Annotated in this window: 23 protein-coding genes; 12 read left to right on the top strand and 11 right to left on the bottom strand. The window is 74.1% G+C overall.

The window, feature by feature from the left end:
* Positions 1 to 3: 3 nt before the first annotated feature.
* Positions 4 to 1656, bottom strand: a complete 1653-nt coding sequence (locus ACTMS2_RS14095) for an alpha-amylase family protein (protein WP_441175734.1) — start codon at positions 1654 to 1656, stop codon at positions 4 to 6.
* Between the two features lie 152 nt (positions 1657 to 1808).
* Between ACTMS2_RS14095 and ACTMS2_RS14090 the strand changes: the two genes are divergently transcribed.
* Together ACTMS2_RS14090 and ACTMS2_RS14085 are read left to right on the top strand one after the other, a co-directional pair.
* Complete coding sequence (locus ACTMS2_RS14090) at positions 1809 to 2411, top strand: DUF1349 domain-containing protein (protein ID WP_441175733.1); 603 nt, start codon at positions 1809 to 1811, stop codon at positions 2409 to 2411.
* Between the two features lie 85 nt (positions 2412 to 2496).
* Positions 2497 to 3165 (top strand): DedA family protein, encoded by a 669-nt coding sequence (locus ACTMS2_RS14085; protein WP_441175732.1) that lies wholly within the window; start codon positions 2497 to 2499, stop codon positions 3163 to 3165.
* Between the two features lie 135 nt (positions 3166 to 3300).
* On the opposite strand, the gene ACTMS2_RS14080 is transcribed toward ACTMS2_RS14085, so the two are convergent.
* The 4 genes from ACTMS2_RS14080 to ACTMS2_RS14065 all read right to left on the bottom strand — a co-directional run bounded on the left by ACTMS2_RS14080 (position 3301) and on the right by ACTMS2_RS14065 (position 7487).
* The gene (locus ACTMS2_RS14080; RefSeq protein WP_441175731.1) at positions 3301 to 4704 is read right to left on the bottom strand and encodes a chitinase; all 1404 of its coding nucleotides are present in this window, start codon (positions 4702 to 4704) and stop codon (positions 3301 to 3303) included.
* Between the two features lie 141 nt (positions 4705 to 4845).
* Positions 4846 to 6267 carry a carbohydrate-binding protein gene (locus tag ACTMS2_RS14075; RefSeq protein WP_441175730.1) on the bottom strand — a complete coding sequence of 474 codons (1422 nt, stop codon included), beginning with the start codon at positions 6265 to 6267 and terminating at the stop codon, positions 4846 to 4848.
* 71 nt (positions 6268 to 6338) lie between these two features.
* The gene (locus ACTMS2_RS14070; RefSeq protein ID WP_441175729.1) at positions 6339 to 7100 is read right to left on the bottom strand and encodes a YidC/Oxa1 family membrane protein insertase; all 762 of its coding nucleotides are present in this window, start codon (positions 7098 to 7100) and stop codon (positions 6339 to 6341) included.
* Between the two features lie 93 nt (positions 7101 to 7193).
* Entirely contained in the window at positions 7194 to 7487 is a 294-nt protein-coding gene (locus ACTMS2_RS14065; RefSeq protein WP_441175728.1) for a DUF6412 domain-containing protein, read from the bottom strand.
* Positions 7488 to 7652: 165 nt separating this feature from the next.
* On the opposite strand from ACTMS2_RS14065, the gene ACTMS2_RS14060 reads away from it, so the two are divergent.
* From ACTMS2_RS14060 to ACTMS2_RS14045, 4 genes are all read left to right on the top strand, one after another.
* Positions 7653 to 8801, top strand: a complete 1149-nt coding sequence (locus ACTMS2_RS14060; protein ID WP_441175726.1) for a carboxylate-amine ligase — start codon at positions 7653 to 7655, stop codon at positions 8799 to 8801.
* 13 nt (positions 8802 to 8814) lie between these two features.
* Positions 8815 to 10194, top strand: coding sequence for an FAD-dependent oxidoreductase (locus ACTMS2_RS14055; protein WP_363893761.1), 1380 nt, complete (start codon positions 8815 to 8817; stop codon positions 10192 to 10194).
* 115 nt (positions 10195 to 10309) lie between these two features.
* A complete protein-coding gene (locus tag ACTMS2_RS14050; RefSeq protein ID WP_441175725.1) occupies positions 10310 to 11728 on the top strand; it encodes a WGR domain-containing protein in 1419 nt (472 codons plus the stop codon).
* 162 nt (positions 11729 to 11890) lie between these two features.
* A complete protein-coding gene (locus ACTMS2_RS14045) occupies positions 11891 to 12769 on the top strand; it encodes an aminoglycoside phosphotransferase family protein (protein ID WP_441175724.1) in 879 nt (292 codons plus the stop codon).
* Positions 12770 to 12838: 69 nt separating this feature from the next.
* Here the strand turns inward: ACTMS2_RS14045 and ACTMS2_RS14040 are convergent, their stop codons facing one another.
* A complete protein-coding gene (locus ACTMS2_RS14040) occupies positions 12839 to 13648 on the bottom strand; it encodes an Fpg/Nei family DNA glycosylase (protein ID WP_357714529.1) in 810 nt (269 codons plus the stop codon).
* A gap of 107 nt (positions 13649 to 13755) precedes the next feature.
* Here ACTMS2_RS14040 and ACTMS2_RS14035 point away from each other — a divergent pair, with 107 nt between their 5' ends.
* The gene (locus ACTMS2_RS14035; RefSeq protein ID WP_441175723.1) at positions 13756 to 14802 is read left to right on the top strand and encodes a glycosyltransferase family 2 protein; all 1047 of its coding nucleotides are present in this window, start codon (positions 13756 to 13758) and stop codon (positions 14800 to 14802) included.
* Complete coding sequence (gene galE / locus ACTMS2_RS14030) at positions 14799 to 15827, top strand: UDP-glucose 4-epimerase GalE (protein WP_441175722.1); 1029 nt, start codon at positions 14799 to 14801, stop codon at positions 15825 to 15827. The genes ACTMS2_RS14035 and galE overlap by 4 nt, the downstream gene beginning before the upstream one ends.
* A 92-nt stretch (positions 15828 to 15919) precedes the next feature.
* On the opposite strand, the gene ACTMS2_RS14025 is transcribed toward galE, so the two are convergent.
* On the bottom strand, positions 15920 to 17437 hold the full coding sequence (locus ACTMS2_RS14025; protein ID WP_441175790.1) for a glycosyltransferase family 2 protein: 1518 nt from the start codon (positions 17435 to 17437) through the stop codon (positions 15920 to 15922).
* A 79-nt stretch (positions 17438 to 17516) separates the two neighbouring features.
* Positions 17517 to 18866, bottom strand: a complete 1350-nt coding sequence (locus ACTMS2_RS14020) for a glycosyltransferase family 4 protein (RefSeq protein ID WP_441175721.1) — start codon at positions 18864 to 18866, stop codon at positions 17517 to 17519.
* A gap of 237 nt (positions 18867 to 19103) precedes the next feature.
* Here ACTMS2_RS14020 and ACTMS2_RS14015 point away from each other — a divergent pair, with 237 nt between their 5' ends.
* Positions 19104 to 19970: a thrombospondin gene (locus ACTMS2_RS14015; RefSeq protein ID WP_441175720.1), complete on the top strand. Its 867-nt coding sequence runs from the start codon at positions 19104 to 19106 to the stop codon at positions 19968 to 19970.
* Positions 19971 to 20174: 204 nt separating this feature from the next.
* Here the strand turns inward: ACTMS2_RS14015 and ACTMS2_RS14010 are convergent, their stop codons facing one another.
* Positions 20175 to 20552, bottom strand: a complete 378-nt coding sequence (locus tag ACTMS2_RS14010) for a winged helix-turn-helix transcriptional regulator (RefSeq protein WP_441175719.1) — start codon at positions 20550 to 20552, stop codon at positions 20175 to 20177.
* Between the two features lie 103 nt (positions 20553 to 20655).
* On the opposite strand from ACTMS2_RS14010, the gene ACTMS2_RS14005 reads away from it, so the two are divergent.
* The 3 genes from ACTMS2_RS14005 (at position 20656) to rocD (ending at position 23519) form a co-directional block, all read left to right on the top strand.
* Positions 20656 to 21294 (top strand): NAD(P)-dependent oxidoreductase, encoded by a 639-nt coding sequence (locus ACTMS2_RS14005; RefSeq protein ID WP_441175718.1) that lies wholly within the window; start codon positions 20656 to 20658, stop codon positions 21292 to 21294.
* A 198-nt stretch (positions 21295 to 21492) separates the two neighbouring features.
* Positions 21493 to 22308: a dimethylargininase gene (gene ddaH, locus ACTMS2_RS14000; RefSeq protein ID WP_172896637.1), complete on the top strand. Its 816-nt coding sequence runs from the start codon at positions 21493 to 21495 to the stop codon at positions 22306 to 22308.
* Positions 22305 to 23519 carry an ornithine--oxo-acid transaminase gene (gene rocD / locus ACTMS2_RS13995; protein WP_441175717.1) on the top strand — a complete coding sequence of 405 codons (1215 nt, stop codon included), beginning with the start codon at positions 22305 to 22307 and terminating at the stop codon, positions 23517 to 23519. Before ddaH ends, rocD begins: the two co-directional genes overlap by 4 nt.
* Positions 23520 to 23585: 66 nt before the next feature.
* Here rocD and ACTMS2_RS13990 read toward each other — a convergent pair whose 3' ends face one another.
* A complete protein-coding gene (locus ACTMS2_RS13990; RefSeq protein ID WP_441175713.1) occupies positions 23586 to 24737 on the bottom strand; it encodes an FHA domain-containing protein in 1152 nt (383 codons plus the stop codon).
* Complete coding sequence (locus tag ACTMS2_RS13985; protein WP_441175712.1) at positions 24734 to 25027, bottom strand: 4a-hydroxytetrahydrobiopterin dehydratase; 294 nt, start codon at positions 25025 to 25027, stop codon at positions 24734 to 24736. Before ACTMS2_RS13985 ends, ACTMS2_RS13990 begins: the two co-directional genes overlap by 4 nt.
* Positions 25028 to 25168: the final 141 nt, after the last annotated feature.

Here is a 25168-nt window from a genome sequence, read left to right as displayed (position 1 = left end):
CGGTCAGAGGCCGCGGCCCCGGCAGAGGCGGATCCACCGGTAGCCGTGGCCGGCCACCTTGAGCCGGTCCAGCTTGCCGACGTCGCCGTAGTTGCGGTCGGCGAGGACGTCGATGGGCAGGTCCGCCTCCGGCTCCAGCGTGCTGAGGTCCACCTCGGCGTCGTCGGTGCCGAGGTTGTGCACGAAGACCATCGTGCCGGTGCGCCCGTCGGCGCGGTGCGCCAGCACTCCCGGGGGCACCGCCACGTCGATGTGGGTGGTCGAGCCCGAGCCCACCTCGGGGGCCTCGCGGAGCGTACGGATCATCCGCTCGAACCAGGCGAGCAACGACTTCGGGTCGCTGCGCTGGGCGGTCACGTTCACCTTCTCGTACGAGAACTCGCCCTTGTCGATGACCGGGCGGACCAGCTTCTCCGGGTCGGCGGTGGAGAAGCCGGCGTTCGGCTGGTACGACCACTGCATCGGGGTGCGGATCGCCTCCCGACCGGGCAGCGACAGGTCCTCCCCCATGCCGATCTCCTCGCCGTAGCGCAGCACCGGCGTGCCGCGCAGCGAGAACTGCAACGAGTACGCCAGCTCGATGTGACGACGGTCGTTGCCGAGCATCGGGGCGAGCCGGCGGCGGATGCCCCGGTCGTAGATGCGCATGTCCTCGTCGGGGCCGAACTCCGCGTACACCTGGTTGCGCTGCTCGGCGGTGAGCCGGGAAAGGTCGATCTCGTCGTGGTTGCGCAGGAAGGTCGCCCACTGGCCGCCCTCGGGCAGCTTCGGGGTGTCCCGCAGCGCCTCGATGATCGGTTCCGGGTCCTGCCGGGCCAGGGCCAGCATCAGCCGCCCGTTGAGCATGAAGTCGAAGAGCATGTGCAGCCGGTTGCCCGAGCCGCCGCTGTCGGCGAAGAAGGTCGGCAACTGGTCGGGCTCGACGTTGGCCTCGGCGAGCAGGACGGCGTCGCCCCGGCGCCACTGCACGTGCTGGCGCAGCTCGGTGAGGAACTCGTAGTCCTTCGGCGAGTCCGGGTTGCCCGCCTCGGTCAGCTCGATGATGAACGGCACGGCGTCCATCCGGAAGCCGGAGACGCCGAGCTGGAGCCAGAACGACATGATCTTCTTGACCTCGGCACGGACCGCCGGGTTGGTCATGTTCAGGTCCGGCTGGAACTTGTAGAACCGGTGGTAGTACCAGGCCTTGGCCGTGCGGTCGTAGGTCCAGGTCTCGTGCTGCTCGCCGGGGAAGACCATGCCCTGGTGCCGGTCGGCCGGCTCGTGGTCGGCCCAGACGTACCAGTCCCGGTACGGCGAGTCGGGCGACGAGCGGGCGGACTGGAACCACGGGTGCTCGTTCGAGGTGTGGTTCACGACCAGGTCGATGATCACCCGGATGCCGCGGTTCTGCGCCTGGTGCAGCAGCTCCGCGAAGTCGCCGAGGGTGCCGAAGCGCGGGTCGACGTTGTAGAAGTCGGTCGCGTCGTAGCCGTCGTCGCGGTTGGGTGACGGGTGGATGGGGTGCAGCCAGAGGCAGGTCACGCCCAGCCGGGCGAGATAGTCCAGCCGGCCGATGAGCCCCCGGATGTCGCCGACCCCGTCGCCGTCCGAGTCCGCGTACGTGTCGATGTCGAGGCAGTAGACGACCGCCTCCGAGTACCACCTGTCAGCCATGCCGAGGTTATGTCTCCGATCCCGCGTGCCGCCAAACACCGGCTTCCCGGGTGTCCGGACGACGCCGTGAACATGGACGAGCCTGTCTGTCGTCCCGGCCGTCGCGCCCGAGGGGCGGCGCCCGGGCGAGCACCGGCGGTACGGTCACCGGCATGGGAGACGGGCAGCGGCCGATCGACTGGGCCGAGGGTGAGTGGTGGAACGAGCCGGTGCTGGTCGAGGGCGGGCCGGCGGGCGACCTGCTGGTGCAGCCGGCCGGGGGCAGCGACCTGTGGCGGCACACCTCGTACGGCTTCGTCCACGACGACGCCCCGGCGCTGCTCGCGCCGCTGCCCACGGGCGAGGCCGTGGAGGTGAGCTTCGTCCTCGACTACGGCGAGCAGTTCGACCAGGCCGGCGTGCTGGTCCGGGTCGACGAACGGAACTGGGTCAAGGCCGGGGTGGAGGTCAGCGACGGCCAGCCGCAGGTCGGTGCCGTGGTGACCCGCGAGGTCTCCGACTGGTCGGTCGCCCCGGTGCCGATCTGGGCCGGGCGGGAGGTGACCGTACGGGTCAGCCGCGACCGGGACGCGCTGACCGTACGGGCCCGGGCCGACGACGAGCGGTGGCGGCTGGTGCGGCTCGCCCCGCTGGCGCCGCAGGCCGTGGCGGTGGCAGGGCCGTACTGCTGCTCCCCCACCCGGGCCGGCCTGCGGGTCCGGTTCACCGGATGGCGGCGGGGGCCGGCCGACGCGGAACTGCACCCGCAGGGGTGACCGGTGGTGGCCCGACTCACGGGCAGGTGTGACGGCCGGGCCGCAGGGTAGATGACTCCGATCGGACCCAGCCGAGAGGATCGCGATGGCACTCGCCGAGAACGTCGACCCGACCGAACTCGGCGGCCTGACCGGTTGGGTGGCGGGGGTCATCGACGCCGCCGGTGCCATCGGGGTGGCCCTGCTGGTCGCCCTGGAAAGCATCATCCCGCCGATTCCGAGCGAGATCGTCCTGGCGATGGCCGGCTACCTGGCCAGCGAGGGACGCTTCAACGTCGTGCTGGTGGGGCTCGCCGCCACCGCCGGCTCCCTGGGCGGGGCGCTCGTCCTCTACTGGCTGGGCGCGGCGGCCGGCGAGGACCGGCTCAAGCGCTGGCTCGACCGGCTGCCCCTGGTCGACCTCGACGACCTGGAGAAGGCCGACCGCTGGTTCGAGCGGCACGGCCGGTGGGCGGTGCTCTTCGGCCGGATGATGCCGGTGGTACGCAGCCTGATCTCCATCCCCGCCGGGGCCAACCGGATGCCGCTGCCGGAGTTCATCGCGTTCACCACGCTGGGCAGCGGCATCTGGAACGCGCTCTTCGTCGGCCTGGGCTACGCGCTCGGCTCGCGCTGGCAGCAGATCGAGCAGTACAGCAAGTGGTTCGACTACGGCATCATCGCCGTCTTCGTCGTGATGATCGCCTGGTGGGCGATCAAGAAGACCCGTCGTCGCCGTGACCGCCAGCACGACCACGCCGACGCCGCCCGCTGATCCACCCCCGCCCTCCCGCCCCCACCGGCGTCGATCACGCATTTGCGGCGCCCGATGTGACCGCTTGCGCGGCTTCCACGACTGCGAGATCGACGCTCGGGTGGGGGTGGGAGGGAGGGCGGGAGAGGGGTCAGGTCACGGGAGGGTCTTCAGGTGGGGGGCCACCGTGCGGGCGAAGGTGTTGCCGTTGGTCACGTCCCAGTTGACCGACCAGGTCATCGCGCCGCGGATACCCGGGTAGGTGCGCGGCGGGCGGAAGCTACCGCAGTTGGTGCCCCGGGCCAGGCAGTCCAGCGCGGCGTTCACCACGGAAGGCGCGACGATGCCGCCGCCGGCTGCGCCGGGGCCGGCCGGCAGGCCGAGGCCGACCTGGTCCGGGCGGAGCCCGGCCTCCAACTGGATGCAGGCCAGCGCCACGATGAAGTTCACCGTCCCCTGGGCGTACGCGGCGTTGCGGTCGCAGCCGAGCATCGCTCCCGAGTTGTAGAACTGGGTGTTCACGACGGTGAGGATGTCCTTGATGTCGAGCGCCAGCTTGAAGTAGCTGCTGTCCGGGGACTGCATGTCGATGGTCTGCGGGGCCATCGCGATGATCAGTCCCGCGCCCACCTTGGCACGCAGCGAGCGCAGCGCCTGGGCCATGTAGGTCGGGTTCAGCCCGTTCTCCAGGTCGATGTCGACGCCGTCGAAGCCGTACCGCTGGATCAGCGCGTGGACGCTGTTGCTGAACGCGACCGCGGAGGCGGCGTCGTTGACCGCCACCCGGCCCGTCTCGCCGCCGACCGAGATGATCACCTTCTTGCCCCGGGCCTGGAGGGCGCGTACGTCGGCGGAGAAGTCGGCGTCGGTGTAGCCGCCGAGGGCGGCGGACAGGCCGGGGTCGACGGCGAAGGCGACCGCGCCAGGGGTGGCGGTGGCGTCGGCGAAGGCGACCGCGACGACGTCGTACTCGGCGGGCACGTCACGCAGACGCAGCTCGACGGCCGGGTTGTCGAAGTTGTGCCAGTACCCGGTGAGGATGTGCTTCGGCAGGCCGGTGTTCGGCGGCGGGCTCGTCGGGGGCGGGGTGGTCGGGGGCGGCGTGGTCGGGGGCGGGGTCGTCGGCGGTGCGGTGGTCGGGGGCGCGGTGGTGGGGCTGGTGCCGCCGCCGCACGCCGTGCCGTTGAGCTGGCAGTTGGTGGGCGCGCCCGGCCCGGAGCCGAGGAAGCCGAACGAGACCGAGGCCCCCGGGGCGATGCGGCCGTTCCAGGACCGGTTGGTGAAGGTGTGCCGCTGGCCCGACGAGGTCAGCAGCGCGTCCCAGTAGCTGCCGACGGTGGTCCCGGCCGGCAGGTCGAAGGCGACGGTCCAGCCGTCGACCGTGGCCCCGCCCCCGTTCGTGATCGTGTACTTCCCTTCCCAGCCCGAGCCCCAGTCGGACGTCTTGACGAAGCTGGCGGTCACTCCGGCGGCGAAGGCGGGCATCGCCACCCACACCGCACCCAGCGCCGCCACCACCGCTGTGACCAGCGAGAACACCAGAGATCTGGATCGTTTCACGACACCCTCCACGCCCGGACGCCATCCATCGGCATCGACATTGACGCTCATTATTAGGAGTGTTAACTGTTTCTGTCCAGAGCTGGTGCGGGCCCGGCGCAACGGAGCCCCCGGCGACCGCCGGGGGCTCCGCGGGAGGGATCAGCGGCGGAAGGTGAACCAGTTGACGTTGACGAAGTCGGCGGGCTGTCCACTGGTGAAGGTCAGGTAGACGGTCCGCCGGCCGGTCGGGCCGGCGACGTTACCGGGAACCGAGCGCCAACTCTGCCAGCCACCCGTGTTCCCGATCGCGAAGCTGCCGATCGGCGGGCTGGTCGGGCTGTCCAGCCGTACCTCCACCAGCCCGCTGACCCCGCTCGCCGCGCCGGAGGCGACGCGGGCGACGAAGTCGCGTGGCGGGGTGGCGCCGAACTCGACGTTGTCGAACCGCACCCAGTCGCCGCTGCGCAGCGCGCCGATGTTCTGCCCGCCCTCGGCGCACGCCTCGACGAGCGCGCCGTTCTGCGCGTTGAACGACTCCGCCTGGATCGTCGCGTACGCGTCCCGCGTCCCGCCGGGCGGCGGGGTCGTCGGCGGCGGGGTGGTGGGCGGGGCGGTGCCGCCGCCCCGGCTGTAGACGGCCACGTAGTCGACCAGCATCGGCCGGCCGGGGACGGTGGCGGCGGTCGGCGTCGCGCCACCGGCCACCCCGTTCGGGAAGGCTCCGCCCATCGCCACGTTGAGCAGCAGGAAGTAGCCGGCATGGTTGGTCATCTGCGACCAGTACGGCTCGCCGACCCGGGACTGGCTCACGCTGTGGTAGAGCTGCCCGTCGACGTACCAGCGCAACTGCTGCGGGCTGGCCGAGGCGTCCCACTCGAAGCGGTAGGTGTGGAACGCCGACTGGCAGGTGCTGCCGGGGCAGGCCCGGGACGCCCCGATGCCGTTGAACTCGTCGCACGGCCCGCCCGGGGCCACCCCGCAGTGCAGCACGCCCCAGACCGAGTTGAGGCCGTTGACGTTCTCCATCACGTCGAACTCGCCGATGCCGGGCCAGTTCTGGTAGTTGCCCCGGTACGGCGAGCCGAGCGCCCAGAACGCCGGCCAGTAGCCCGACGCCTGCGCCCCGGTGACGTTGGGCATCTGGATGCGGCCCTCGATGGCCAGGACTCCGCCGGACGGGGGCTTGAAGTTGCTGCGTACGGTCTCGATCCGGGCCGAGGTCCAGCGGCCCGAGGCGTCGCGCAGCGGGGTGATCCGCAGGTTGCCGCCGCCGTCGTGGCTGACGTTGGCCGTGCTGTTGGTGTAGGTCTGGATCTCCCCGGTACCCCAGTTCGGCGGTCCGCCGGGATAGCTGGTGCCGGTGTCGATGATCCAGTTGGCGGCGGACGGCAGCGTGCCGGCCGCACCGGTGAAGTCGTCGCTCCACACCACGCTCCAGCCGGGTGCGGGCGCCGGCACCGCCGCGTTGGCGGTCACGGTCACGCCCGTCAGGGCGGTCGTGGCGGCGGCGAACAGGGCGAGCGCCAGGGTCAGCCGGCGTCGCGGGAGCAGGGCGGCGGGCGCCGCCGGGGCAGGGGTCATGGACGTGCCTCTCTGCGGGGACGGTCGAGAGAGCGCTCTCTCCCGAGTTGTACGTGCCGACGCCCCGGATGTCAACGCCCATCGATGCAATGGCGTCGAGGGGCCGGCGCCGGACGCGGGCGGCGCAGCACCGCCTGCTCCGCCGCCGACCAGGCGGTGGTGGTCACCAGATAGATCACCGCGGCGAGCGGCAGCACCAGCGCCACCAGCACGGTCGTGTACGGCAGCAGCGGCAGCACCCGGCCGAGCACGGCCGCGCCGGGCCCCTCGGTCGGCGTACCGGCCACCGTTCCCGTCGCCGCCGCCGCACGCCGCATCCGCCGCGACGTCCACCAGGCGAGCGCGAGCAGGGCCGCCAGCAGGGCGCCGAACAGCGGCAGCGTGCCCCCGCCCAGCCCGTCGCCCAGGTGGTGGCCCAGCGGCACGCCGGCCAGCCGCTCCTCCAGCAGCCCCGTGCCGCCGTCGGCGGTGGTGAAGAGCCGGTACATCACCAGCAGGACCGGGGCCTGGAGCAGCAGCGGCAGGCAGCCGGAGACCGGGCTGGCGCCGTTGGCCCGGTAGAGCGCGAACAACTCGCCCTGCAACCGGGCGGGGTCGTCCGCGTACCGCCGCTGAAGCGCGTGGACCTCGGGGGCGAGCGCCGCGCGGCGCCGCTCCCCGCGCACCTGCGCGAGGGTGAGCGGCGAGATCAGCAACCGGACGACGACGGTGAGGACGACGATGGCGGCGGCCGTGGCCGCGTCGCCGGCCAGCGGTTCGAGCAGGGTGGTGAACCAGGTGAGCGCGCGGCCGGCGGCGCCGACGGCGTCGTGCAGAGGTGCGAAGGCGAGCATGGGTGACCCCTCGGTCCGATTCCGGAGTGCCGGCCCGGCGGTGGGAGTCGCCGGGACGGGCGGGTGAACGGCGGAATCGGCCGCGCGGCGGTGCTACGCGACCGAGGGGTGCGGCCCGGGCGCGCGGGGCCGGGGACGCCCGGCGGCGTCCGGGTCGACCTGTCGGGGCACCCGGCGACGACGGGCCCGGGCGCGCAGGGCGGCGGCCCGGCCGGCCCGGGGCGCGTCGGCGACGCCGGCCGCGTGCGCCGCGAACGCGACGGCGAGCAGCGCCACCGCGACGAACGCGGCCCCCGCGAGCAGCCCGGCCGGGCGGTCGGCGAGCAGCGTCAGATGGACGAGGACGTACGCCCACATCCCCAACGCGATCCCCAGCGGCCCCGGCACGACGATCAGCCTAGGACCCGTTGTCACGCCGCCCGGCCGGTTCGGCTGGTGCCGGCGATCGGCGGGCGACACGCCGGGCCGCGTTTCCCCGCCTCCACACGGTGGGTAACCACTGACCGACCGGCGCGGACGGGCCGCTACCGGGGTGAACGGACGGTGGTGACGATGACCGGCCAGGTGGCGGAGGCTCCGAGCGGTACGGCCGAGGGGACCGACCTGCTCACGGTGGGTGTCGAGGAGGAGTTCCTGCTCGTCGACCCGCACACCGGGGCGGCGGTGCCCGCCGTCGACCTCGTCATGGAGCAGGTGCCGCCCGAGCTGCGCGGCCAGGTGGAGCGGGAGTTCCAGACCAGCCAGATCGAGATCGGCAGCCCGCCCGGCCTGGAACTCTCGTCGATCCGGCACTCCCTCGGCGTGCTGCGGGCCGCGCTCGCCGAGGCGGCCGAGCGGGCCGGCGTACGGCTGCTCGCCATCGGCACCGGGCCCGTCGACGGTCCCGTGCCGCCGGTGGTCGACAAGCCCCGCTTCGACCGGATGATCGAGCGGTTCCGCCTGCTGGTCCCCGGCCCCGGCAACAACGGCATGCACGTGCACGTCGGGGTGCCCGACCCGGACACCGGGGTACAGGTGCTCAACCACGTCCGGCCCTGGCTGCCCGTGCTGCACGCGGTGACCACCAACTCCCCCTTCGCCCGGGGCGAGGACACCGGGTACGCGAGCTGGCGGTCGGTGGAGTGGGAACACTGGCCGTCGGTGGCGCCCACCCCGTTCCTGGAGTCGCACGAGCACTACGAGCGGCTGATCGGGCAGCTCATCGCCAGCGGGATGATGCTCGACGAGGGGATGCTCTACTGGTACGCCCGCCTGTCGGCCAAGTACCCGACGGTGGAGATCCGGATCGGCGACGTCTGCCCGTCCGTGGACGACGCGGTGCTCGTCGCCGCCCTGGTCCGGGCCATGGTGGCGACCGCGCTGGACGACATGGCCGCCGGGCGGCCCGCCCTGCGGACCGACCACCACCTGCTGGTCGCCGCGCACTGGCGGGCGGCGCACGACGGGCTGGAGGGTGACGGCGTCGACCTGACCGACGGCGAGCTGCGGCCGGCCTGGGAGCTGTTCGACCAGTTCGTCGAGCGGCTGCGCCCGGCGCTGGAGCGCCACGGCGACCTCGACGAGGTGACCGACCTCGTCGCGGGGCTGCGCCGGCACGGCACCGGGGCGGCCCGGCAGCGGGCGGTCTTCGCGCGTACGGGCAAGCTCGTGGACGTGGTCTCCGACGTCGCGCGGCAGACCCGCGGCGCGGACCGCTCGTGACAGGATGGTGCCCGTGGCGCAACGGCTGATCGTCATCGGTGGGGACGCCGCGGGAATGGCGGCGGCGTCCCAGGCGCGGCGCCGCCGCGACCGCGGCGACCTGGAGATCGTCGCCTTCGAGCGGGGGCACTTCACGTCGTACTCGGCGTGCGGCATCCCGTACTGGATCAGCGGGCTGGTGCCCGAGCGGGACCAGTTGATCGCCCGCGATCCGGAGACGTTCCGGGAGAAGTTCGACATCGACGTCCGGCTCCGGCACGAGGTGACCGCCATCGACCTCGACCGACGCGAGGTCGTCGCGCGGGACCTCGAAGGCGGCGGCGAGGTCCGGGAGCGCTTCGACACCCTGATGTACGCCACCGGGGCGCTGCCGAAGAAGCCCGGCTGGGCGGACACCGACGCCGGCGGGGTCTTCGGGATGCAGACCCTCGACGACGGCGCCGCGCTGCGCGCCTGGCTGGACGCCGAGCCCCGGCCGCGCCGGGCGGTGGTGATCGGCGGGGGCTACATCGGCGTGGAGATGGCCGAGGCGCTGATCCAGCGCGGGCTGGCCGTCACCCTGGTCGAGCAGGCCGAGCAGCCGATGGCCACCGTGGACCCGGACATGGCCGAACTGGTCACCGACGCGATGCGGGGCATCGGCGTCACCATCCGTACCGGCCTCGGGGTGACCGGCCTGGAGGAGACCGGGGGCCGGGTGTCCGCGGTGGTCACCGCCGAGGGGCCCATCCCCGCCGACGTGGTCGTCCTGGGTCTGGGCGTACGCCCCAACACCGCGCTCGCGGAGGCCGCCGGCCTGCCGTTGGGCGACACCGGTGGGATCCGGGTGGACCGCCGCATGCGGGTGCAGGGGGTGCCCGACGTCTGGGCCGCCGGCGACTGCGTGGAGACCGTGCACCGGGTCACCGGGCTGCCGGTGCACGTGCCGCTGGGCACCCACGCCAACAAGCAGGGCCGGGTCGCCGGCATCAACATCGGCGGCGGGTACGCCACCTTCGCGGGGGTGATCGGCACGGCCGTCACCAAGGTCTGCGAGCTGGAGGTCGGGCGCACCGGGCTGCGCGAGAAGGACGCCGCGGCGGCGGGGTTCGAGTTCGTCTCGGTGATCGCCGAGTCGACCAACCGCGCCGGCTACTACCCGGGCGCCCGGTCCATGACGGTGAAGCTGATCGCGGAGAAGCCCAGCGGGCGGCTGCTCGGGGCGCAGATCGTCGGCTGGTCCGAGGCGGCCAAGCGGATCGACACCCTCGCGGTGGCGCTGTGGAACGGCATGACGGTGGACGACATGACGGCGCTCGACCTCGGCTACGCACCACCGTACGCCCCGGTCTGGGATCCGGTGCTGATCGCCGCCCGCAAGGCCGTCGACGCCCTGGCCGCCGTCGGCCGCTGAGGCGGGAGCGCCCCCGGAACCCGCGCAGGGCTTTGTCGGGGGTGGCGGTTAGCGTGTGCCCGCGCTCGCCGCGCCGGCCACGTCGGGCCGGTCGCTGACCCCTCGGAGGCACCCCATGTCGCAGGAGACGACCTACCTCGAACTGTCCGAAGTGGACGGTGCGCACAAGTTCTACGAGGTCGTCGTCGACGACGCCGCGCTGACCGTCCGCTACGGCCGGATCGGCGACCAGGGCCAGGTCAAGACCACCGCCTACGCCGACAACGCCAAGGCCCGCGCGGCGGCGGCGAAGAAGATCGGCGAGAAGGTCCGCAAGGGCTACGCCCCGGCCGTGCCGGGGGTACGGCAGAAGCGCGCCGTCTCGCGGCGGCAGATCGTCAGCACCCGCTCCACTGCCCGCACCGCCCCGGTGCTGTGGCGCTACGACTCCGGCGCCCCCGCCTTCGGCATCTTCGTCGACGGGCAGAGCTGCATGGTCGGCAACGAGCGGGGCGTCATCACCACGCTCGGCCACGACGCCCGGGTGCTGAACCAGGTCCGCCTCCCCGAGGGGGTGAAGTGCATCGTCGCCGACGACGCCTGGATCTACGCGGGCTGCGACGACGGCAACGTCTACGACCTGTCCGGCAAGGTGCCCCGGGTGGCCTACGAGATCGCGCCGGAGATCGACATCTACTGGCTGGACATCCACGACGGGGTGCTGGGCGTCTCCGACGCGGGCGGCGGCGTCGTGGCCGTCGACCACGAGGACGAGTTCCTCTGGCGCCGGCAGGGCCGTGGCCGGTCGGCGTGGATGGTGCGCTGCGACGCCGACGCGCTCTACCACGGCCACTCGCAGGGCGTGACCGGCTACGACTGGCGTACGGGCCGGGAGTTGTGGCACACCCCGACCGGCTCGGTGCTCTTCGGCTGGCAGGAGCCCGGCGCGGTGTTCGCGGGCACCGGCACCCGGGAGGTGGTGCGCCTGGCGAAGGACGGTCGTGCCGAGCGCAGCTACCGCTGCGACGCCCCGGTCTTCTCCTGCGCCACGGCCGAGGGCGGCCGGTACGTCTTCGCCGGCGACAGCCAGTCCTCGATCTACTGCTTCGACGCGGCGGGCAACCGGCTGTGGAAGCTCGGCACCGGCTGCGGCTCGGCCTACTCGATGCAGTACCACGAGGATCGGCTCTACGTGGTCACCACCGGCGGCTACCTGGCCTGCATCGACGCCAGCGAGCCGGCCATCCGGGCGGCGGAGGCCGGCAGCGTGCCGGAGGTGGTCGACGTCAAGGCCCCGCCCCGGATGCCCGAGCCGGCGGCCTGGACGACGGTCGAGGTGACCAGCGACGTCGACGGCGGCGTCATCGTGCAGTGCGTCGAGGACCGGGGCCGGCTGCGGGTGCACGTCGTCTCCCCCGGCTACCACCGGGACTGGTCCGTGCAGTTCCCCAAGGGCATCCGCGAGCCCGGCGCGCGCTACCTGGTCACCCAGGTCCGCGAGTCCGGCCGGGGCGGCTTCTACCGCGCCCACGGCGACATCCGCCGCCTCCGCTGATTCCCACCCTCCCCCTCGGTCCAGCCCGATGATCAGAGGTTCACGCCCGGTTCGATCTGCCTGGCGGGTCAGAACCTCTTGATCACCGGACGGTGGGCCAGCGGGTGGGCGGGGCCGGGATTGGTGATGCGGGGTGGGCGGCTCGGGGTTCAGGATGGGCGGGTGGAATCGGAACTCCTGATCCCGGACGGGCTGGGCTGGGTGCGGAACGTGCCGGCCGGGCGGGAGTGGCTGGCGGCGCTGCCGGAGCGGGTGGCCGCCTGCGCCGAGCGCTGGTCGCTGCGGCTCGGGCCCCCCTTCCCGTACGCCTTCGCGTCGCTGGCCCTGCCGGCGGAACTGCCCGACGGGACGCCGGCGGTGCTGAAGCTCCAGTACCCGGACCCCGACAGCGTCCACGAGGCAACAGCGCTGGAGTGCTGGGCCGGGGCGGGGGCGGCCCGGCTGCTCGGGCACGACCCGCGGCGGCGGGCGCTGCTGGTCGAGCGGTGCGTGCCCGGCACGCCGCTGCACGCCCTGCCCGCCGACGCGGCGCTGGACGTGGCGGTCGGGCTGCTGCCCCGGCTGTGGCGACCGGCCGGTCCGCCGTTCACCCCCCTCGCCGAGGAGGCCGCAGGCTGGCTGGAACGGCTGCCGGCGAAGTGGGAGCGGGCGGGCCGGCCGTACGAGCGGCGGCTGGTCGACGCGGCGCTGGGGCTGCTGACGGACCTGGTCGGCAGCCAGGGCACGCAGGTGCTGGTCAACCAGGACCTGCACGCCGGCAACGTGCTGCGGGCGACCCGGGAGCCGTGGCTGCTCATCGACCCGAAGCCGCTGACCGGCGAGCGGGAGTTCGGCGTGGTGCCGCTGGTGCGCGGCGGGGAGCTGGGGCACTCGCCGGACGCCGTACGGCACCGGCTGGACCGGCTCAGCGCGGAGCTGGGGCTCGACCGGGAGCGGGTACGCGGCTGGACGATCGGGCAGACGCTGGCCTGGAGCATCGGCGAGGGACAGGTGTTCCCCCGCCAGGTGGAGGTGGTCCGCTGGCTGCTCGGCGCGGGCTGAGAGCCGCCCGCCCGCACGGATGGGGCAGCTCGACAGCAGCGCGGTGGTCACGGCCCGGCGGGCCACCGGTCATCCGGGCTGGCAGGTGGGGCACCAGTAGAGGTTGCGGCCGGCCAACCCGCCCCGGCTCACCGGCGTGCCGCAAACGTGGCAGGGCTCGCCGGGGCGGCGGTAGACGTACACCTCGCCGCCGTGCCGGTCGACCCGGGCGGGGCGGCCCATCGCCTCGGGCAGGTGCGCGTCGCGGACCGTGTCGATCCGGCCCCGACCGACGGCGAGCCGCATCAGCGCCACCAGGTCGGCCCAGAGCGCGTCCCAGCCGGCGCGGGTCAGCCGCCGGCCGGGCAGCGTCGGCGGCAGACCGGCCCGGAACAGCGCCTCGGTGACGAAGATCAGCCCGGTGCCGGCCACCACCGACTGGTCCAGCAGCAGCGCCGCGAGCGGCGTCGGGCTGCGGGAGATCCGGGCGTACGCCCGGTCGGGGTCGGCGTCGGCGCGCAGCGGGTCGGGGCCGAGCCGGCCGCGCAGCGCCGCCACCTCGGGCGGGGTGAGCAGCTCGCAGGCGGTGGGGCCGCGCAGGTCCAGCCAGTGCCGGTCGCTGGTCAGTCGCAGCCGCACCTGACCGACCGGCTCCGGCGGCTCCCCGGCGCCGTCGGCGAACCTGCCGTAGAGCCCGAGGTGCACGTGCAGGGTCAGCTCGCCCGCGTGGTGGTGCAGCAGGTGCTTGCCGTACGCCTCGGTGGTCTCCAGGACGGTGCCGGAGAGGCGGGCCGCGCCCTCGGCGAAGCGGCCCTGCGGGCTGGCGGCGTGCAGCTTGTCCCCGCCGAACAGCTCGGCGTGCCGCGCCGCCAGGCGGTGGATGGTGTGTCCCTCTGGCACGGGTGCCAAGGATAGCCAGCGCGGGGACCGGGCCGGCTCGCAGAATGTCAGCCCCAGTTCACCTGCGCGTGGCGGGACGGTCGGGCCGCCTCGGCATAGTCCCAGCCGTGGACGGTGTCGAGATCCCAGCCGACCGCCCGACGTTGTCCGTCGTCGTTCCGGTGCACGGCGTCGAGGCGTACCTCGCGACCTGCCTCGACTCGATCCTCACCCAGCCGGGCGCCGAGGACGTGGAGGTCGTCGCGGTCGACGACGCGTCGCCGGACGGCAGCGGGCGGCTGCTCGACCGGTACGCCGCGCGCGACCCCCGGGTGCGGGTGGTCCGCCTGGCCGAGAACGCCGGCCTGGGCGGCGCCCGCAACGCCGGCGCGGCCCACGCCACCGGCGACTACCTCTGGTTCGTCGACGGCGACGACTGGCTGCCGCCCGGCGCGGTCGCGGCGGTGCGGGAGCGGCTCGCGGACACCCGCCCGGACGTGCTGATCGTCGACCACGCCGAGGTGTTCCCGGACGGCCGGGTGGTGGCCCGGCCCTCCGGGGCGGCCCTCGGGGGGCGGTACCTGCCGCTGCGGCTCGCCGACCGGCCCGAGCTGCTCATGCTCGCCCAGTCCGCGTGCACCAAGCTCGTCCGCCGCGCGTTCCTGGCCGAGTCGGGGCTCTCCTTCCGGCCCGGCTGGTACGAGGACTGCGCCTACAGCCATCCCCTGCTGATCGCCGCCGGCAGCATCGACGTGCTGGAGCGGGACTGCTACCACTACCGGCAGCGCCCCCGGGACCGGATCACCGCCACCCTGAGCACACGGCACTTCGAGGTCTTCGACCAGTACGCCTCCGTGTTCGGCTGGCTGGCGACCGCCGGCGGCGACGCCCCGGACCGGTTCGGGCCCGACCTGTTCCGCGTCATGCTCGACCACTACCTGGTCATCGTCGGCAACGACTTCCGGCTGCCGCCGGAGACCCGCCGCGCGTTCTTCCGCCGGATGGCGGCGGACTACCGGCGGTGGCTGCCTCCCGCCGGCTACCCCCGGCCGGGCGGGATCGCCGGGCTCAAGCACCGGATGGTGCGCCACGACGCGTATCTCGTCTGGGCGGTCCTGCGGGCCGCGCACCGGGCGGCGGGCCGGCTGCGGACGCGTGCCGGGACGCAACGGTGACGAACGTGAAGTACCTGATCACCGGCGGCGCCGGCTTCATCGGCAGCACCGTCGGTTCCGCGCTGCTGGACCGGGGCATCACGCCGGTGATCCTCGACGACCTGTCGACCGGCCGGGCCTCCTTCGCGGCCGGCCGCCCCTTCTACCGGGGGGACGTCGCCGACGGGGACCTGGTCGACCGGATCTTCGCCGAGCACCCCGAGATCCGGGCCACCGTGCACTGCGCCGGGGTGATCGTGGTGCCCGAGTCGACCCGCGATCCGCTGCGCTACTACCGGGAGAACCTCGCGAAATCCGTCGAGCTGGTCCGCCACCTGGTCCGCAACGGGTGCCGTCGGGTGCTGTTCAGCTCCACCGCCGCCGTCTACCGGCCGGGTGCGGACTTCGCGGTCGACGAATCCTCCCCCGTCGACCCGATCAGCCCGTACGCCCGCACGAAGGCGATGGTCGAGGCGGTGCTCGCCGACTGCGCGCGGGCCGGTGAGCTGCGGGCGGTGGCGCTGCGCTACTTCAACCCGATCGGCGCCGATCCCCTGCTGCGCACCGGGCTGCAACTGCGCCACCCGACGCACGCCCTGGGTCGCATGATCGAGGCGGCCAGCACCGGCACGGAGTTCCGCGTCACCGGCACGGACTGGCCCACCCGCGACGGCAGCGCCGTCCGGGACTACGTCCACGTGTGGGATCTCGCCCAGGCCCACGTGGCGGCGCTGGCCCGCTTCGACGAGGTGGCGGCCGCCGGCCCGCACGGGTACACCGCGCTCAACATCGGCACCGGGGTCGGCACCACGGTGCGGGAACTGCTGGCCGCGTTCGCCGCGGTGACCGGGCGGCCCCTGCCGTACCGGGAGGCTCCCCGCCGGCCCGGCGACGTGCCGGGGGTCTACAACCGCAGCCGCCGCTACCAGGACCTGCTGGGTTGGTCGCCGCGCTTCGGTGTCGAGGACGGCATCCGGCACGCCCTGGAGTGGCGGGCGCTCGACGACCGCCGGCACCTGGCCGTGGCCCCGCTCGCCCTGCGGTAGCCCCGGCCGACCCCGGAGCCGGCACATCGGAGGCCGGATCCGGGCCGCTGGGAGGGACCGGGGCCGCCGCCACCCGACCGGCGCGCGGGGCGTCAGGCGGGGCGGCGGGCGGTCAGCCGGGCGAGCACCCGCCGGGGGGTCAGTGGCACCACGGAGATCATCAACCGGCCGCTGCCGTCGGTCACCGGCGACACCGCGTACCAGCGTCGTCCCCGCCGCCGGACCACCGGTCGGGGGAACCGGACCCGGCGGGGCGCGCGCAGCGGCGCGCTCCCGGGCCGGCCGTCGGGCGCGGGCAGCGTCAGGTGTACGGCACGGCGCTGCCCGGTGACCGCGCTGGCGCGCAGCACCTCGGTCACACTCAGCCGGGCCCGCAGCGTGGTGCCGCTGGCGGCCGTGGCGGGACGTACGTCGCCGACCAGCTCGCCGGCGGTGAGTCGCGGCGGCCCCGGGCAGAGCCGGCCCAGGTCGGGCAGGGGCGTACGCAGGTCCAGGACGAGAGCCGGTCCGGCGTCGGCGTCGTGGTCCCAGCCGATGCCGGTGACCTCGAAGCGGGCCAGCCAGTCCACGGCGGCGGTGACGTCGAAGACGTCGTCGGGCAGCCGGCCGTGCGACGCCCGGAAGCCCGGGTACGCCGCGTACCGCCGGGCGCCCTCGACGACCGTCGGCGGCACGCCGCGCTCCGCGTCCTGCCGGATCACGTCGACCAGGTCGTCGGGCGTGCCGTGCTCGGCGACCCCGATCCGCAGCCGGGTCTCCACCGGCAGCCGGTCCCGTACGGCGGCGGTGAGGTGCCGCCCGGCCAGTTCCCGTACGCCGGCGTGCAGCAGCCGTCGGGTCGGCGCGTCCAGCCGCAGGAAGTCGTCGTCGAGCAGGGCCGCCACCTCGAAGCGGAAGTAGCGCCGCAGCACCGCGTCCCGCTCGTCGCCCGGCGGGATCAGGCCGACGGCGAACTCCACGAGCCGCCGCGCGCAGTCGAGCCGCTCCTCCGCCCGGCTCAGGTAGGTGATGTTGCGGGCGTTCAGCCGCCGCACCGCGTAGTAGTAGTCGTAGTCGGCGAGGACCGTGACCCGGGCCGCCCGGTGGCACGCCTCCAGGGTGAACGGCTGGTCGCTGCCGATCGGCATGTCCTCCGGGTAACGCAGCCGGTGCCGCTCGACGAGTTCCCGCCGGAACAGCTTGGTGTTGGCCAGCGACAGCGGCAGGGCCGAGTCGGCCAGCCCGACGTCCACCGCCGTGCGGGCGAAGACCTCCTGGTGGACGTGGCGGCTGTTCACCCCCACCACCCGGCCGAGGACGACGTCGGAGCCGTACCGGTCGGCGGCGGCCACCAGCCGCTCCAGCGCCTCGGGGCCGAGGCGGTCGTCCGCGCCGACGAAGAAGATGTACCGGCCGGTGGCCAGGTCGAGGGCCCGGTTGCAGGGCGCCGCCGGGCCGCCGGAGTTGGGCTGGTGCACGACGGTCACGGTGCCCGGATACCGGCGGGCGTAGCGGTCGAGCTGCCGGCCGCTGCCGTCGGTCGAGCCGTCGTCCACCGCCACGATCCGCATCCGGTCCGGACCGATGCTCTGCCCGAGCAGCGAATCCAGGCACCCGGTGAGGTACGGCATCGTGTCGTACACGGGCAGGATCACCGTCACGTCGGGCGGCGGGGAGCCGTCCCGGTGCCCCGGGTCGACGGCCACCGGGTCAGCCGACACGGCCGTACGCGTCCGCCCCGCCGGCGACGGCCGCCGGCACCAGCCGGGCGTAGACCCGGTCGAGTTCCACGGCCTGCCGCTCCCACGTCCACCCGGCCAGCAGGGCCGGGTCGTCGTACGCCGCCCGGTACCGGTCGGGGTCGGCGAGGACGGCACGGACGGCGCGGGCGAGGTCCCCGGCGTCCCCGGCCCGGAACACCTCGCCCTGCCCGGTCGCCCGGACGGTGCCCGCCATGGTGCGCACGTCGCTGACCACGATGGGCAGTCGGGCGTGCGAGTACTCGAAGAACTTGGTGATCAGCGCGATCTCGTGGTTGGGCCAGTGCTGGATCGGGATCACCCCGAGGTCGGCCCCGGCGAGCAGCGGCACCACCTCGTCGTGCGGCACGTACCCCCGCACGTGCAGGCGCCCACCGACGCCGAGGTCGGCCGCCCGTGCCGTCAGCGACCGGACGTACTCGCCGTCGGGATGGTTGACCACCAGCGCGACGTGCACGCCGGGCAGCAGCGGCAGCGCCTCGACCAGGACGTCCAGGCCGCGTTGCGGCGCCGCGGCGCCGCTGTAGACCAGCAGCGGGTCGCCCGGCCCGAGGCCGAACCCCGCGCGGAGGGTCTGCGTGGCCCGTACCGGCTGGTCGGTCTCGCGGCGGTCGGGCGCGTTCAGCACCACGGTGGGCAGTTCGGGCAGGTCGTGCTCGCGTTGCAGCAGGCGGGCCAGCTCCGGCGAGACGGTCACCACCGCGTCGGCGTGACGGGCGTACTCCCGTTCGTGCGCCAACTGGGCGGGCAGCCACCGCACGTTGTCGCTCCAGGGCTTGATGCCCGGCAGGAACTCGTGGGCGTCCCACACCAGGACGGCCCGGCGGCCGGCGGCCCGGGCCCGCAGCAGCCCCCGCGCGCCCACGCCGAGCATCCGGAAGTCGTTGGCGTGGATCAGGTCGGGCGCCAGCTCGTCGAGCACCGGGCCGTAGGCGTGCTCGTAGCTCCACAGTGCCGGCTGCAACCGGCGCCAGGCGCGGTCGCCGTACATCCGCAGGCACAGCCGGGTGTACGCCCGCTCGACGGGCGTCCGCAGGCCGAGGCGCCCGAGCAGCGCCGCCGCGTTCCGGCGCGGTGTGCGGGGCACCGGCGCGCCGGGACGGCCCATCGGCAGCAACCGCACCAGGGCGTCGCCGATGTGCCACCGGTGCGGCTCGCCGTCGGGCGAGCGGCCCAGCAGGGTCACGTCCCAGCCGGCTTCGGCGGCCGACCGGGCCGACTTCTGCACCCGGGAGTCGCCCTGGACCGCGTTGTCGACCAGCATGACCACCCGGCCCCTGGCTCCGGCTCGAATCTCCATCGTCACCCTCCCGCGGCCGACGTGGCCGGCCGGCCGCGGAGATCCTATGGCCGGTCGAACGCCTTCCCCGGGCCGAACGGCAAGTCGACGACCGATGTTCACCCGGCGGCAAACAAGCCCCGGCCAGGCCGTCGACGGGTGTACCGATCAGAGCGGGCGGGTACCGCTGAGCGTGTTACCACGCGGCGGACCGCACCACTTCCGTCCGGCCGCGTCTGCCTCAGGAGGTGTGTTGCGGTGAAGATTCCTTCCCTGTCGCGTCGGACCGAGCCGACGCCGACGGACGACGACATCGGCGGCCGGGACCGGAGCGAGGAGGGCCCGCGGGTCGACGGGAGCGCGCGGGACCGGACGGAGGCCACCGGCCGGGACCGGACCGACGACCCCGGCCGGGTCGCCGACCCGGTGGTGGCGGAGCGGAACAGCGAGCAGACGACCTACCGCAGCGGCACGGCGCCGGGCGCCCACGGGCGCGACGGTGACGCCGAGCGGCGGGCGGCCGAGCGGGCGGCGGTCGCCCGGGCCGCCACGGCCCGACCCGCCGACGACGGTCCCCGGCACGCCCCCCGGACCACCGACCCCGACCCGACCCTCGAACGGACCCTCGACGGCCGGACGACCGACCTGGACCGCAGCGCGACGGCGCTGGCCGCCCGGACGGACCGGGACCGCACCGGGGAGCGCCCGCTCGACGCGGACCGCACCGGGGAGCGGCCCGTCGACCGCGACGGTGACGGCGTCGCCGACCGCGAGCCGGAGCGACCGGTGGTCCCCGGTCCGAAGCCCCGGGCCAGCCTGCTCGCCACGCTGGGGTTGATCGTCGGCGTGGCGGGGGCGCTCTTCGTGCTCACCGGCGCCCTCGCCGGATACGGCATCGCGCTCGGCGCCGTCGGCGCGGTCCTCGCGGTGTTCGGCCTGATGGCCACCCGCCGCCGGCACATCGCCGGCAAGACCGACGCGCTGCTCGGCATCGCGCTGGGCCTCGGCGCGGTGGTGCTCGGCATTGTGGCGATGACCGGCCAGTTCGACTGGCCGACCGCCGACGGCGACTGGGTGCAGCGGTTCCGCGAGTGGCTCGACTCACAGTTTGTGGATCGCTTCTAGCGGGCACTGTCCGGCTCGCCGGCGATGCGCCGGCAGCGCCGGTGATGCACCGGCGACGCCCGACCAGCCTGGTGGTTCACCAGCCGGGCAACCCTTTTCGGGGGCGGCGGTTCGCCGCCCCCGAAGTGTTTTCCCCCGCTCGGGGCGACGGCGGCCGTCGGTCAGACGACGGTGGCCGGTCGTCGCCTCGGCGGCCGGGGACGGTCAGCGTTCCGAGGTGCCGGAGGCAACGCCCTCCCGCGCGTCGAGCAGGTCGTCCCAGTGGTGGCGGGTCCACTCGCAGGCCACGTCCATCGGTCCGAGCAGACTGCGCCCGAGCGGGGTCAGCCCGTACTCGACCCGCCGCACCGGACCGGCGTGGACGGTCCGGCCGACCAGGCCGTCCTCCTCCAAGGTCCGCAGCGACCGGGTGAGCACTTTCGCGGTGATGCCGCGCAGCGGGACACGGAGCTCCGAGAAGCGGCGGGGCCCGGCCTCCAGGCAACGAATGATCATGCCCGCCCACTTGTCGCGGAACCGGATCGGGGACAGGTCCGACGGGCAGACCGGGTCGAACATCTCCGGATCGAGCGGCGTGACCATGCCCGCCACAGTAGTTGGTATCCGATTGGTAACCACCGTGCCGACTAGCGTCCCGACGTGGTTCCGGCGACCGGCCGCAGCCACGAGCGTGAGGGGTACGACGATGGGCAGGATCATTGTCTTCGGAGCCGGTGGGCGAGCCGGTCGGGCAGCGGTGCGGGAGGCGCAGGCCCGGGGTCACCAGGTCACCGCGGTCGTACGGGACCCGGACCGGCACCGCGATCTGGCCGCGACCGAAACCGTGCGGGTCGCGGCCGGCGACGTCACCGACGCCGGCCGCGTCGGGGCACTGGCCGTCGGGCACGACGCCGCCATCCATGCCGCCGCCGACCTGACCGCGCCGCCGGACGTCTTCTTCCCCACCGCCGCCCGGGCGCTGACCGCCGGGATGGCGGCGAGCGGGACCCGCCGGCTGCTGGTCGTCGGGCTGGCCTCGGTGCTGCCGACGGCGGGTGGCGAACTGCTCATGGACACGGCGGGTTACCCCCAGGAGTACCGCTCCTTCTACCTGGGGCACGCGGCCGGGGTGGAGACGCTGCGCCACGCCGGGCCGGCACTCGACTGGCTGGTGCTCAGCCCGGCCGGTGACTTCGACCACGGCGGCACCGGCATCGGCCGCTACCGGCGGGCGACGGCCGACGCGGCGAGCCGCATCACGTACGCCGACTTCGCCATCGCGCTGCTGGACGAGACCGAGACGCCCCGGCACCGGCAGGTCCACCTCGGGGTGGAGCAGGGTTGATGCAGCGCATCGCCGCCGTACGGGCGTCGATACGCAACGGATCACCTGTACCCGGCTCCAATACGCAACGATCAACCGTTCGACGCAAGTATCTCCGGTGGATTCCGCCACCCCCGGCCGCATAGCGTTGAGCAACGGCGCCAGCCCGTGGGCCGAAGGTGGCCGGGCGCGCCCGACACTGGGAGCAGGACAATGACGATGGACGCCACCAGCCAGCGCTTCCTGATGTGCCGGCCGACGTACTTCGCCGTCGACTACGCCATCAACCCGTGGATGGACCCGACCGCGCCGGTCGACGCCGACCTCGCCGTGCGGCAGTGGGAGCAGCTGCGGCAGACGTACCGGGACCTGGGCCACACCGTCGAGGAGATCGCTCCGGTGCCCGGCCTGCCCGACATGGTCTTCGCCGCCAACGGCGGCACCGTGATCGACGGCAAGGCGATGGCCGTGCAGTTCCGCGACCCGCAGCGCGCCGACGAAGCCCCCGCCTACCGCGCCTGGTTCGAGGCCGCCGGCTTCGAGATGTACGACCCGAAGCACGTCAACGAGGGCGAGGGCGACATCCTGCTGGCCGGCGACGTCCTGCTGGCCGGCACCGGCTTCCGCACCGCGCACGCCTCGCACGCGCAGCTCCAGGAGGTCTTCGGCTACCCGGTGGTGACCATGCAGCTGGTCGACCCCCGCTTCTACCACCTGGACACCGCGCTCACCGTGCTCGACGAGCGGACGGTGGCGTACCTGCCGGAGGCGTTCTCGCCCGGCAGCCAGGCGGTGCTGCGCCGGCTCTTCCCCGACGCGGTGCACGCCACCCTGGCCGACGCCGAGGTCTTCGGGTTGAACGCGGTCAGCGACGGTCGGCACGTGGTGCTGCCGGCGCAGGCCACCGGCCTGGCCGCGAAGCTGCGCGACCGGGGCTACGAGACGATCGGTGTCGACCTCTCCGAGCTGCGCAAGGCCGGCGGCGGACCGAAGTGCTGCACGTTGCGACTCCGTCAGGGAAAGGCGAGCCAGTGATCGACGACATGCTGCGGACGCCGGAGGCGATCCGCGACGCGGAGCGGTGGACCGCGCACAACTACCACCCGCTGCCGGTGGTCATCTCCTCCGCCGAGGGCTCCTGGCTGACCGACGTGGACGGCCGCCGCTACCTCGACTGCCTGGCCGGCTACTCGGCGCTGAACTTCGGTCACCGGCACCCGACGCTGATCGCCGCCGCGCACGCCCAGCTCGACCGGCTGACCCTCACCAGCCGGGCGTTCGTCCACGACCAGTTCGCCGACTTCTGTCGGGAGCTGGCCGAGCTGTGCGGCAAGGACCTGGTGCTGCCGATGAACACCGGCGCCGAGGCCGTGGAGACCGGCATCAAGGTCGCCCGCAAGTGGGGCTACCAGGTCAAGGGCGTCGCCCCGGGAATGGCCAACATCGTGGTGGCCGAGGGGAACTTCCACGGCCGGACGACCACCATCGTCAGCTTCTCCACGGACGAGGACGCCCGGGCCGACTTCGGGCCGTACACCCCGGGCTTCACGGTCGTCCCCTACGGCGACCTGGCCGCGCTGAGCGCCGCCATCGACGAGAACACCGTCGCCGTGCTGCTCGAGCCCATCCAGGGCGAGCAGGGCGTCGTGGTGCCGCCGGAGGGCTACCTGCCGGGCGTACGCCGGGTCTGCACCGAGCGGAACGTGCTCTTCATCGCCGACGAGATCCAGTCCGGCCTCGGCCGGACCGGGGACACCTTCGCCTGCGACCACGAGGGCGTCACGCCCGACATGTACCTGCTGGGCAAGGCGCTCGGCGGCGGCATCGTGCCGGTCTCCGCGGTGGCCGCGAACACCGACGTGCTCGGCGTACTCCGGCCGGGCCAGCACGGCTCCACGTTCGGCGGCAACCCGCTGGCCTGCGCCGTCGCGACCGAGGTCGTCCGGCTGCTGGCGACCGGCGAGTTCCAGCGCCGCTCGACCGAGCTGGGCGCCCGGCTGCACGCCGGTCTGCGGTCGCTGGTCGGCCGGGGCCTGCTCGCGGTGCGGGGCCGGGGCCTGTGGGCCGGCCTCGACATCGACCCGGCGCTGATGAGCGGCCGGGAGGCGTGCGAGCGGCTCGCCGAGCGCGGGGTGCTCGCCAAGGACACCCACGGCTCCACCATCCGGCTCGCCCCGCCGCTGGTGATCACCGAGGAGGAGATCGACCACGCGGTCGCCCAGCTCGCCGCCGTGCTGGCCGGCTGAGCCCCGTACGACAAGGGCGGGCGTCGGGACCACGGTCCCGGCGCCCGCCGTCGTCTCCCCCGCGGATCAGCGGGGCAGGCGCATCGCCATCGTGGGTGCCTCGGCCATGACCGACGTCGGCGTGTAGGGGGCGCCGGTGGGAAGCTCGTCGGGCCGGCCGATCTGCACCCCGGGGTAGAGCTCCACCATGTCGCCCTCGGCCAGCACCCGGGACTGCTGCGGCGCCAACGGGACGCGGTCGGCCTCCGCCATCGACCCGCCCGGACGGATGCCCGAACCGTTTGTGCTGACGTCGGTCACGATCACCTCGCCGACCCGCAGTTCGAACCGGACGTGGCTGCGGCTGATCCAGCGCCGCGCCTCGTCGTTGAGCCACTGCCCGAGAACGATCCCGCCGGCCTGGTCGGGCGCCCGGCCCACGACGGCCGGCTGGTCCTCGGTGAGCACGAAGCGGCGGCGGATCAGCCCACCCACCCGCACGGCGAGTACGGCGCTGCGCGGTCGCGGACCGGCGTCGCCGAGCCGGGTGCCGTGCCGGGGGCAGGTGGGCACGCCACCGCGCAGCGTGGGCGGCGGCTGCCCGGCGGGGCTGCGCTCCACCACCCGCGCCAGGTCGGCGAAGGCCCCGCCGCCCCCGCCACCGCCGAAGAGCGCGCAGCCGGGCTCGGCGCAGCGCCACTGCCGGGAGAGCAGCTTCGCGCCGGCCGGCGACCGGTCACCGGCGACCGGCGTGTGCCCGCCGCCGACGTGGGCGACGAAGGCCGGCCCGCCGGCGCCGGGCACCGGGGCGAGCACCCGGCCGGCCTGCTCGACGAGCCACGGGTAGCGCCCGCGCAGGCCGTCGGCCCGTGCCCGGGTCAGCACCGGCAGCCCGAGCAGGTCCGCCACCTCCAGCATCCGGTCGCCCGGGTTGTCGAGCACCTCGACCAGCCCGTCGTCGGCCCACCGGCGGACCACCATGCGCTCGTTGGAGGTGAGGTCGGCGTCCGAGAGCAGGGCCCGGTGGACCACCGCGTAGACCGGGACGTTGTCCTCCTCCATCTCACGGGCGAGGGCGTCGATCACCATGCCGAGGCGGAGCAGGCTGGCCGGCCGGCCGCCGTCGAGGTCCTGGTAGCGGATCACCTCCGCCAGGTCGACGACCGCCCGCGCCAGCGACGGGTCGGTGCTGACCCGGCCCTCGATGGCGTCCAGCACCTTGCTGATCTCGAATCTCATCCGGCGCTCCCCACGATGTCGTCGATCCGCCGAGCCAGTTCCAGGTCACGCCGGGTGACCCCGCCCACCGAGTGCGTGACGCAGCGGAAGGTCAGGGTGCGCCAGCGGATGTCGATGTCGGGGTGGTGGTCCATCTCCTCCGCCGCCACGGCGACCCGGTCGACCACCGCGATGGCCTCCGGGAAGTCGGCCAGCTCCACGGTGCGGGTGATCCCCCCGGGGTCTCCCGACCAGCCCGCCAGGCCACCCAGCTCGTCTCGCACCGCCTCGGCGGTGAGCACGTCTGCCATGGGGAGACCCTACCGGGGCCGGCCGCGACGACGCCGACCAGCGGCGCGAGGTGTGGCCGACCCGGCAGCGCGGCGCTCCGGTGGCCGCCGTGGCATAGATGGGCGGCTGTGCGACCGCGGGGTTAGGCTGACCGGCGGCCC

It is taken from the genome of Micromonospora sp. SD12 (genome assembly GCF_052068495.1).
Classification (GTDB): Bacteria; Actinomycetota; Actinomycetes; order Mycobacteriales; family Micromonosporaceae; genus Micromonospora; species Micromonospora echinofusca.
The sequence above is the reverse complement of the archived record's forward strand: the minus strand, read 5'-3'. Positions and strand labels throughout refer to the sequence as shown.